This window comes from Streptomyces shenzhenensis (assembly GCF_021462265.1).
Taxonomy (GTDB): Bacteria; Actinomycetota; Actinomycetes; order Streptomycetales; family Streptomycetaceae; genus Streptomyces; species Streptomyces shenzhenensis.
Window position 1 is genome coordinate 142,657 of the sequence record NZ_JAJONF010000001.1, and the last position, 10,286, is coordinate 152,942.

Annotated in this window: 9 protein-coding genes; 3 read left to right on the plus strand and 6 right to left on the minus strand. The window is 71.1% G+C overall.

Annotation, left to right across the window (positions count from 1 at the left end):
- Positions 1-4: 4 nt before the first annotated feature.
- From LQ326_RS00670 to mshC, 3 genes are all read left to right on the plus strand, one after another.
- A complete protein-coding gene (locus LQ326_RS00670; protein ID WP_234531408.1) occupies positions 5-595 on the plus strand; it encodes a DUF3090 domain-containing protein in 591 nt (196 codons plus the stop codon).
- The gene (locus LQ326_RS00675) at positions 559-1,374 is read left to right on the plus strand and encodes an SCO1664 family protein (protein WP_234531410.1); all 816 of its coding nucleotides are present in this window, start codon (positions 559-561) and stop codon (positions 1,372-1,374) included. Before LQ326_RS00670 ends, LQ326_RS00675 begins: the two co-directional genes overlap by 37 nt.
- A gap of 92 nt (positions 1,375-1,466) precedes the next feature.
- Positions 1,467-2,696, plus strand: coding sequence for a cysteine--1-D-myo-inosityl 2-amino-2-deoxy-alpha-D-glucopyranoside ligase (mshC, locus tag LQ326_RS00680; protein ID WP_234531411.1), 1,230 nt, complete (start codon positions 1,467-1,469; stop codon positions 2,694-2,696).
- Between the two features lie 138 nt (positions 2,697-2,834).
- Here mshC and LQ326_RS00685 read toward each other — a convergent pair whose 3' ends face one another.
- From LQ326_RS00685 to LQ326_RS00710, 6 genes are all read right to left on the minus strand, one after another.
- Positions 2,835-3,863 carry a PAC2 family protein gene (locus LQ326_RS00685; RefSeq protein ID WP_234531413.1) on the minus strand — a complete coding sequence of 343 codons (1,029 nt, stop codon included), beginning with the start codon at positions 3,861-3,863 and terminating at the stop codon, positions 2,835-2,837.
- 162 nt (positions 3,864-4,025) lie between these two features.
- Positions 4,026-4,697 (minus strand): FadR/GntR family transcriptional regulator, encoded by a 672-nt coding sequence (locus LQ326_RS00690; RefSeq protein WP_234531414.1) that lies wholly within the window; start codon positions 4,695-4,697, stop codon positions 4,026-4,028.
- A 221-nt stretch (positions 4,698-4,918) separates the two neighbouring features.
- The gene (locus tag LQ326_RS00695; RefSeq protein ID WP_234531415.1) at positions 4,919-6,535 is read right to left on the minus strand and encodes a glycerol-3-phosphate dehydrogenase/oxidase; all 1,617 of its coding nucleotides are present in this window, start codon (positions 6,533-6,535) and stop codon (positions 4,919-4,921) included.
- A gap of 53 nt (positions 6,536-6,588) precedes the next feature.
- Positions 6,589-8,127 (minus strand): glycerol kinase GlpK, encoded by a 1,539-nt coding sequence (glpK, locus tag LQ326_RS00700; RefSeq protein WP_234531416.1) that lies wholly within the window; start codon positions 8,125-8,127, stop codon positions 6,589-6,591.
- Positions 8,128-8,199: 72 nt separating this feature from the next.
- The gene (locus LQ326_RS00705; protein WP_234531417.1) at positions 8,200-8,994 is read right to left on the minus strand and encodes an MIP/aquaporin family protein; all 795 of its coding nucleotides are present in this window, start codon (positions 8,992-8,994) and stop codon (positions 8,200-8,202) included.
- 374 nt (positions 8,995-9,368) lie between these two features.
- Entirely contained in the window at positions 9,369-10,133 is a 765-nt protein-coding gene (locus LQ326_RS00710; protein ID WP_181801167.1) for an IclR family transcriptional regulator, read from the minus strand.
- Positions 10,134-10,286: the final 153 nt, after the last annotated feature.

Genomic DNA, 10,286 nt, shown 5'->3' on the forward strand with positions numbered 1-10,286 from the left:
GGACGTGTCCCGTCAGGTGTTCCTCTACGATCCGCCGGACCGCTTCGTCGCAGGCACGGTCGGAATGCCCGGACGCCGTACGTTCTTCCTCCAGGCCACGGCCGGCCCCCGGACGACCAGCGTGGCCCTGGAGAAGACTCAGGTCGCCGCACTCGCCGAACGCATGGACGAACTCCTCGACGAGGTCGTGCGCCGCAGCGGCGGCAACGCGGCCGTGCCGGCCGTGGTACCCAACGAGGTGGCCGACACCGCCCCGCTGGACACCCCCATCGAGGAGGAGTTCCGCGTCGGCACCATGGCGCTCGCCTGGGACGGCGAGGAAGAGCGCATGATCGTCGAGGCGCAGGCCCTCGTGGAACTGGAGGCCGATTCCGAGGAGGACCTCGCCGAAGCCGAGGAGCGGCTCCTCCAGGACGAGGAGAACGGGCCCCCGATGCTGCGGGTCCGGCTGACCGGCGCGCAGGCCAGGGCCTTCACCAAGCGCGCCCTCGACGTCGTCAACGCCGGGCGGCCGCCGTGCCCGCTGTGCAGCCTCCCGCTCGACCCGGAAGGACACGTATGTCCGCGCCAGAACGGATACCGCCGCGGAGCGTGACCGCTGCCGAGCTGCTCGCCCACGGTGAACTGAAGGTGCGCGGCCGCATCCGCGACGCCTCCAACGCGGCGCTGTTCTGCACGGTCGCGCACGACGGCCAGGAGGCGTCCTGCGTCTACAAGCCGGTCGCCGGGGAGCGCCCGCTGTGGGACTTCCCCGACGGCACCCTCGCGCAGCGCGAGGTGGCCGCCTACGAGGTCGCCGCGGCCACCGGCTGGGACCTGGTCCCGCCCACCGTGCTGCGCGACGGCCCGTACGGCGAGGGCATGGTCCAGCTGTGGATCGAGGTGTCCCCCGATGCCGCCGACCTGCTCGCCCTGGTCGACGCGGAGGAACCGGAGCCCGGCTGGAAGGCCATCGGGTTCGCCGACGTCGGCGACGGCAGGACGGCCCTGCTGGTGCACGCCGACGACGAACGGCTGCGCCGGCTCGCCGTCCTCGACGCCGTCGTCAACAACGCCGACCGCAAGGGCGGCCACCTGCTGCCCACCGCCGACGGCCGCCTGTACGGCATCGACCACGGCGTCACCTTCAACGTCGACAACAAGCTGCGCACCCTGCTGTGGGGCTGGGCGGGGGAGGACCTGACCGGCGACGCCGTCGAAGTCCTCAGGAAGCTGCGTGAGGCCCTCGGCGGGCCGCTGGGGACCCGGCTGGCCGAACTGATCACCACAGCCGAACTGGACGCCACACGCGCGCGTGTCGAGACGTTGCTCACCACCGGGAAACACCCGGAACCGAGCGGCGAGTGGCCGGCCATCCCCTGGCCGCCCGTATAGCCCTCACCAGCACACTCCGGCCCCGAGATCAAGAGCGCCTTCCCGGTCGTCCGGTTCGTATACCGAACTCGGGTCCGGTTACGCTCATGTACATGCATGCCTGGCCCGCTTCCGAGGTCCCCGCCCTGCCTGGTCAGGGCCGCGACCTGAGGATCCACGACACCGCGACCGGCGGTCTGGTCTCCCTCGACCCCGGTCCCGTCGCCCGTATCTACGTCTGCGGCATCACGCCGTACGACGCGACCCACATGGGGCACGCGGCGACCTACAACGCGTTCGACCTGGTTCAGCGCGTGTGGCTCGACACCAAGCGGCAGGTGCACTACGTCCAGAACGTGACGGACGTCGACGACCCGCTCCTGGAGCGCGCAGAGCGGGACGGCGTCGACTGGGTCGCCCTCGCCGAGCAGGAGACGGCCCTCTTCCGCGAGGACATGACCGCCCTCCGGATGCTCCCGCCGCAGCACTACATAGGCGCCGTCGAGGCCATACCCGGCATCGTGCCGCTGGTCGAGCGGCTGCGCGAACTCGGTGCGGCCTACGAACTCGAAGGCGACATCTACTTCTCCGTCGAGGCCGACCCGGACTTCGGCAAGGTCTCGAACCTCGACGCGGCCACCATGCGGCTGCTCTCGGCCGAACGCGGCGGCGACCCCGACCGCCCCGGCAAGAAGAACCCCCTCGACCCGATGCTGTGGATGGCCGCCCGCGAGGGCGAACCGAGCTGGGACGGCGGCTCCCTCGGCCGTGGCCGCCCCGGCTGGCACATCGAGTGCGTGGCGATCGCCCTCGACCACCTCGGCATGACCTTCGACGTCCAGGGCGGCGGCTCCGACCTGGCCTTCCCGCACCACGAGATGGGCGCCTCGCACGCCCAGGTGCTCACCGGCGAGTTCCCGATGGCCAAGGCGTACGTCCACGCCGGCATGGTCGCCCTCGACGGCGAGAAGATGTCCAAGTCCAGGGGCAACCTGGTCTTCGTCTCCCAGCTCCGCCGGGACGGCGTCGACCCGGCCGCCATCCGCCTCGCGCTCCTCGCCCACCACTACCGCGCCGACTGGGAGTGGACCGACCAGGTCCTGCGGGACGCCGAGGAACGCCTCACCCGCTGGCGCACGGCGGTCTCCCGCCCGGACGGCCCGCCGGCCGAGGCCCTGGTGGAGGAGATCCGCGAGGCCCTCTCCGACGACCTGGACGCCCCGGCCGCGCTCGCGGCGGTCGACCGTTGGGCGGTCCGCCAGCAGACGGAGGGCGGCGCGGACACGGGCGCACCCGGCGTCGTGTCGCGAGCGGTCGACGCCCTGCTGGGCGTGGCCCTTTAGGAGACGCCGACACCCGCGCCCCTTCTTGGGGGGGGCGCGGGGCTGCGCCGATGTGCGGCTCCGCCGCGTGGGCGCGCTCAGCCCGCCGAAACCCTGTCGTGAAAGGGGCGGTACGCGCACACGCGTACCGCCCCTGTTTCAGTCCTCGGAGGTGTCCTCGCCGTCCGACCCCTGGTCCCCGGCGTCGCCGGTCCCCCCGGAGTTCTCGGCGCTCCCGGGAGTGTCGGGCTTCGGCGGCCTTGGCGGCCGGGTCCGGCCGCCGGGGCTGTCCCGCAGGTAGGACGGGGCGTCGCCGCCGTCCGCCGTGGCGTGACCGCCGGGCGGGCTCACGTCCCGGCGCCGCAGGTAGCGCTCGAACTCGCGGGCGATCGCCTCACCCGACGCCTCCGGAAGCTCGGCGGTGTCCCGGGCCTCCTCCAGGGTCTGCACGTACTCGGCGACCTCGCTGTCCTCCGCGGCCAGCTGGTCCACCCCGACCTGCCAGGCGCGCGCGTCCTCGGGCAGCTCACCGAGCGGGATCCGCAGGTCGAGCAGGTCCTCCAGCCGGTTCAGCAGTGCCAGCGTGGCCTTCGGGTTGGGCGGCTGGGAGACGTAGTGCGGGACCGCGGCCCAGAGCGAGACCGCCGGGACACCCGCGTGCGTGCACGCCTCCTGGAGGACGCCGACGATGCCCGTCGGGCCCTCGTACTTGGTCTCCTCCAGGTCCATCCGCTGTGCCAGGTCGGAGTCCGAGGTGACGCCGCTGACCGGCACCGGACGCGTGTGCGGGGTGTCGCCGAGCAGCGCGCCCAGCACGACCACCAGCTCGACGCCCAGCTCGTGGGCGAAGCCGAGCAGCTCGTTGCAGAACGAGCGCCAGCGCATGGACGGCTCGATGCCTCTGACCAGTACCAGGTCGCGCGGCTTGTCACCGCCGACCCGGACCACCGACAGCCGTGTCGTCGGCCAGGTGATCTTGCGCACGCCGCCGTCCATCCACACCGTGGGGCGGTTCACCTGGAAGTCGTAGTAGTCCTCGGCGTCGAGCGCCGCGAACACCTCGCCCTTCCACTCCCGCTCCAGATGCGCGACCGCGGTGGAGGCGGCGTCGCCGGCATCGTTCCACCCTTCGAACGCGGCCACCATGACTGGGTCGATCAGCTCGGGAACCCCCTCCAGCTCGATCACCCAGCGCCTCCTTCCGACGTGCCCTCGCGTACGCCCCAACCTTACGGCGTGAGGCGGGGGCGCCCGCAGCCCCCTTGCACGGGGGAGTGAACGGATCACTGCCCCGTTCGCCGCCCTCGAACACCCTTGATCACCCTCGATCCGGGGAAGCCGGGAAGCGCCTCACAGACTGCTGCGCAGCCACTGCTCGACGCTCGCGATGTGCACGGTCGCCCAGGACCGGGCCGCCTCCGCGTCCCGGTCGCGCAGCGCGGCCAGGATCGCCCGGTGCTCCCGCAGGGTCCGGGCGACCGCGTCCTCCTGGGTCAGGCCGCGCCAGATCCGGGCCCGGGTGGTCGGCCCCGACAGTCCGTCAAGCAGCGAGCACAGCACCGAGTTTCCCGAGCTCTGCACGATGCCCCGGTGGAACTCCAGGTCCGAGGCGACCAGTTCCTCCACCGAGGGCGCGGCGCCGAGCGCGTCCAACTGGGTTTCCAGCGCGTCCAGTTGCTGTTCGCTGATCCGGGAGGCGGCCATCGCGGTCGCGGCCGGCTCCAGGATCCGGCGCACCGCGAGGAACTCCAGGACCGTGTCGTCACGGTGGAAGTCGACGACGAAGCTCATCGCCTCGAGCAGCAACTGCGGGTCCAGGCTGGTGACGTACGTGCCGTCGCCCTGCCGGACGTCCAGGATCCGGATCAGCGACAGGGCCCGTACCGCCTCCCGCAGCGAGTTGCGGGACAGACCCAGTTCGGCGGCGAGCTCGCTCTCCTTGGGCAGCCGGTCCCCGGGGCGCAGCGCACCGGAGACGATCATGTCCTTGATCTTCTCGATCGCCTCGTCGGTGACTGCCATACCGGTCTCCCTGTCACTCAGACATCCGATGTCTCAGCCACAATATGCGACCCGGCCAGGCGTCCGCGGCACGCCGAGAGGGCGGCTCCCCACAGCGGAGGAGCCGCCCCCTCACAGACCCGTCCCGGTACGGCGGGGCCGGGGCCGCGGCGGGTGCCGGGTGGTCGGGGAGGACCCGGCACACCGCCCGTATCGCGTGGTCCTTCGGCGAACCCGGCGGGCTACTTCTTGTCGAGCAGGTCCTGGACCTTGGCCCGGACGTCGTCCGTGGCCAGGCCGCGGATCGTCAGGGTGGTACGGCGGCGCAGCACGTCGTCCGCGGTCTCGGCCCACTCGTGGTCGCGGGCCCAGACGACCTGCGCCCAGATCTCCGGGGCGTCCGGGTGGACGCGCTCGGCGAACCGCGGGTCCTCGTTGGCGATACGGGCGATGTCGAAGGCCAGCGAGCCGTAGTGGGTGGCCAGGTGCCTGGCGGTGTCGGCGGCCATCCGCGGGCCCGGGGCCGGGCTGTCCACCAGCAGCCGGTGGGCGACGGCACGGGGGTTGGCGACGCCGGGCAGCGGCAGCTTCTTCGGCAGCGCGGAGACCGGCTCGAAGTCGTCGCCCAGCGGGTGGCCCGGCAGCGCCTCCAGCTTCTCCATGACCGTACGGCCGATGTGCCGGAAGGTGGTCCACTTGCCGCCCGCGACGGACAGCATGCCGCCCCGGCCCTCGGTGACCACGGTCTCCCGCTTGGCCTTGGCGGTGTCACCGGGGCCGCCCGGCAGCACCCGCAGGCCGGCGAAGGCGTAGGTGATCAGGTCGCGCCTGAGCTGCTGGTCCCGGACGGAGAACGCGGCCTCGTCCAGGATCTGGGCTATGTCCTGATCGGTGACGGAGACGTCCGCCGGGTCGCCCTCGTACTCCTCGTCGGTGGTGCCGAGCAGGAGCATGTCCTCCCAGGGGAGGGCGAAGGTGATCCGGTACTTGTCGATCGGGGTGGCCAGCGCGGCCTTCCAGGGGGAGGTCCGCTTCAGCACCAGGTGCGCGCCCTTGGAGAGGCGGATGGACGGGGCCGCGTTCGGGTCCTCCATCCGGCGCAGGTGGTCGACCCAGGGGCCGGTCGCGTTGAGCACCAGGCGGGCGTTGACGCCGAACTCCTCGCCGGAGACCGCGTCCTTCAGATCGGCGCCGGTCACCCGCCCCCTGGTGAAGCGCAGCCCGGTGACCTGGGCGTGGTTGAGGACGACCGCGCCCGCCTCGACGGCCGCGCGGACCGTCATCAGCGCCATGCGCGCGTCGTTCATCTGGTCGTCGCCGTACACCGCGACGGCCTTGAGGTTCTCGGTACGCAGTTCCGGGACGTCCCGCTGCGCCCGGGCGGGCGAGAGCAGGTGACCGACGCCGTCACCGAACGCGGAGAGCGCGGAGTAGGCGAACACGCCCGCCCCGAGCTTCGCCGCGCCGTGCGGCCCGCCCCTGTACACGGGGAGGTAGAACGTGAGCGGGTTCGCCAGGTGGGGGGCCACCTGGCGGGAGACCGCACGGCGCTCGAAGTGGTTCTCCGCCACCAGCTTCACCGCGCCGGTCTGCAGGTAGCGCAGACCGCCGTGGAGGAGCTTGGAGGAGGCGGAGGAGGTGGCGCCGGCGAAGTCGCCGGCGTCGACCAGTGCCACCCTGAGCCCGGACTGCGCGGCGTGCCAGGCGGTGGAGATGCCCAGGATGCCGCCGCCGATCACGAGAAGGTCGTACGACGCCTTGGAGAGCTGCTCCCTGGTCTCGGCCCGGCTCGGGTTGGAGCCGGAGGCCGGGTGCGTACCCAGGGCAGGCACGGACTGCAGGGTGGACTGACTGGTCATGTCGGGTTCTTACTCCTCGTCAGAGCTCGATCGTGAGAGCGTCCGCGCTCTCGTCAGCTCTCGTCGTCGATCCAGCCCATGGTCCGGTCGACGGCCTTGAGCCAGTTCTTGTACTCACGGTCGCGGGTCTCCGCGTCCATGCGGGGGGTCCACTCGGCGGCCCGGCGCCAGTTGGCGCGCAGCTCGTCGGTGCTGGACCAGAAGCCGACGGCGAGGCCGGCGGCGTAGGCGGCACCGAGGCAGGTGGTCTCGGCGACCATCGGGCGCACCACGGGTGCGTCGAGGACGTCGGCGAGGGTCTGCATCAGCAGGTTGTTGGCGGTCATGCCGCCGTCGACCTTGAGGGCCACCAGTTCGTCGCCGGAGTCCTTCACCATGGCGTCCGCGATCTCGCGGGTCTGCCAGGCGGTGGCCTCCAGGACCGCGCGGGCCAGGTGCGCCTTGGTGACGTACCGGGTCAGGCCGGCGATGACACCGCGGGCGTCGGAGCGCCAGTGCGGGGCGAAGAGGCCGGAGAAGGCCGGCACGAAGTAGGCGCCGCCGTTGTCCTCCACGGAGAGCGCGAGCGTCTCGATCTCGGCCGCGGTGGAGATCAGGCCCATCTGGTCGCGCATCCACTGCACCAGCGAGCCGGTGACGGCGATCGAACCCTCCAGCGCGTACACGGTCGGCTGGTCGCCGATCTTGTAGCCGACCGTGGTCAGCAGGCCCGCGTAGGAGTTGATGATCTTGTCGCCGGTGTTCATCACCATGAAGGTGCCGGTGCCGTAGGTCGACTTGGTCTCGCCCTCGGAGAAGCAGGTCTGGCCGAACAGGGCCGCCTGCTGGTCGCCGAGCGCGGAGGCGACCGGGATGCCGCCGAGCAGCTCGCCGAGCGGTCCGCCGGTGACCTCGCCGTAGACCTCGGCGGAGGAGCGGATCTCGGGGAGGATCTGCAGCGGTACGCCGATGGACTCGGCGATCTTCTCGTCCCACTGCGTGGTGTGCAGGTTCATGAGGAGGGTGCGGGAGGCGTTGGTCACGTCGGTGACGTGCTTGCCGCCGTTGACACCGCCGGTCAGGTTCCAGATGACCCAGGTGTCCATGGTGCCGAAGAGGATGTCGCCCGCCGCGGCGCGCTCCTTGAGGCCGTCGACGTGGTCGAGCAGCCAGCGGGCCTTGGGGCCGGCGAAGTAGGAGGCCAGCGGCAGGCCGGTCTCGCGGCGGAAGCGGTCCTGGCCGACGTTGCGGCCGAGCTCGCGGCAGAGGGCGTCGGTGCGGGTGTCCTGCCAGACGATGGCGTTGTGGACGGGCTCACCGGTGTTCTTGTCCCACAGCACGGTGGTCTCGCGCTGGTTGGTGATGCCGATGGCCTTGATGTCGGCGCGGGTGATGCCGGCCTTCTGGATGGCCCCGGCGACGACTTCCTGGACGTTGGTCCAGATCTCGTTGGCGTTGTGCTCGACCCAGCCCGGCTTCGGGAAGATCTGCTCGTGCTCCTTCTGGTCGACGGAGACGATCCGGCCGTCCCGGTCGAAGACGATGCAGCGGCTGGAGGTCGTGCCCTGGTCGATCGCGGCGATGAAGGGGCCTGCGGTGTGGGCGTCGGTCACTGTGTGCTCCTCAAAGGTCCGTGGTGTGTGGCGGTACGTCTGTCTACGTCTGCTTCGGCGGGGCCCGACGCTTTAAGCGAAGGCGACGTTGTAGATGCCCGCGGCTATGGCTCCGCCGATCAGCGGGCCGACCACCGGGATCCAGGCGTAGCTCCAGTCGGAACCGCCCTTGTTGGGCAGGGGGAGGAGCGCGTGCACGATGCGCGGGCCGAGGTCACGGGCCGGGTTGATGGCGTAACCCGTCGGGCCGCCGAGCGAGAGGCCGATCGAGACGACCACGAGCGCGGTGATCAGGCCGCCCAGCACGCCGAGTCCGTTGCCCTTGTCGTTGAGCCCCTGGGTGAGGACCGCGAGGATCAGCACGACGGTGCCGATGATCTCCGTGGCGAGGTTCTGCACCGCGTTGCGGATCTCCGGGCCGGTGGAGAAGATGCCGAGCACCGGGCCGGCGCCCGCCTCCTGGGCCTCGACGGCCTTGGCCTCGGTGGCCTGCGCGCCCGGACCGCCGACGATCTCCTTGTCGGTCAGGTGGGCGTGGAACTGGCCGTAGTAGGCGACCCACACCAGGGCCGCGCCGATCATCGCGCCGAGCAGCTGTCCGGCGAAGTAGACCGGGACGTTGCTCCAGTCGCTGTTCTTGATGGCGAGAGCGACGGTTACGGCCGGGTTGAGGTGGGCACCGGACAGAGGTCCGGAAATGTAGACGGCCGTCATGACGGCGAAGCCCCAACCGAAGGCGATGGCGAGCCAGCCGGCGTTACGGGCCTTGGAGGCCTTGAGCGTGACGGCGGCGCAGACGCCACCGCCGAGCAGGATGAGTACGGCGGTACCGATGGTCTCGCCGATGAAGATGTCGGAGCTGGACACCCGCGACTCCTTTGTCCTTCGTCCAGGGAAGCCGAACCCCGAGTCCCTTCGGGGTGTTGGCGCCCTCGGGGGTGAGAGCGATGTCGGCCTCTGGCGTTGTCACACTCTAGCGCGTATTGCCGGTAGGTGTTCGACAATGCCGACCGATGGACGGGAGTCTCGCTCCGGCGTTACACGTGCGTCAAGAGTTCCGTTGTTGAAAGCGCGATCGTTATTGATTGCTGCGGCTTGTCGGGGAGTCGGGTTGTCCGCCGGGTGTCCTGCGGTAACTGCACTGATCTGCACTTTTGCGCCGTTATGTCCACCTCAGGGTACGACTGAGGCCGGTCCGCCGACAGGCGAACCGGCCTCGGCCGTCGATCAGTGGCGCGCGCTCAGAACCGGCCCGCGCCCAGGTCCCGCGACACCGCACGGGCGCAGTCCCGCACCGCCGCGATCAGGTCGGGCCGCACCTCCCCGTCCTTGCAGAGCCGTTCCACCGCGCCCGTGATGCCCACCGCGCCCACCGGCATGCGGCGGCGGTCGTGGATCGGGGCCGCGACCGAGGCCACGCCCTCCCAGGTCTCCTCCACGTCGGCCGCGTACCCGCGCGCCCGTGTGATGTCCAGGATGTGCTCGAAGGCGTCCAGGTCGCAGACGGTGCGGTCGGTGAAGGGTTTGCGGTCGGCCTCCAGGGCCTCGCTGTGTGCCACCGGGTCGTACGCCGACAGCACCTTGCCCAGCGCCGTGGAGTGCAGCGGCTGCATGGCGCCGATCTCCAGCACCTGCCGGCTGTCGTCGGGCCGGAAGACGTGGTGCACGATCAGCACGCCCTGCTGGTGCAGCACGCCCAGGTAGACGCTCTCCCCGCTGGAGCGGGCCAGGTCGTCCGTCCACACCAGGGCCCGCGCCCGCAGCTCGTGGATGTCCAGGTAGGTGGTGCCCAGCCGGAGCAGCTCGGCGCCCAGCTGATAGCGCCCCGAGGCGTCGTCCTGCTCGACGAACCCCTCCTGCTGAAGGGTGCGCAGGATGCCGTGGGCGGTGCCCTTGGCGAGACCCAGTGACGAGGCGATGTCCGACAGCCCGAGCCGTCGCTCGCCGCCCGCGAGCAGCCGCAGCATCGCGGCCGCCCGTTCGAGCGACTGGATGTTCCGTGCCATCGCCGTTCTGCCTCCGTTCCCGGTGACCCTCACCGTCACGACGCCGTAACCGTCGTTCGGCAATGCCGAACACTACCGGTCCATGTCGACTCTCCGCTAATGGTCGGTCGACATCCGTTACTTCGCGTCCAGCCGGCCTTGGGTACCCGGCCA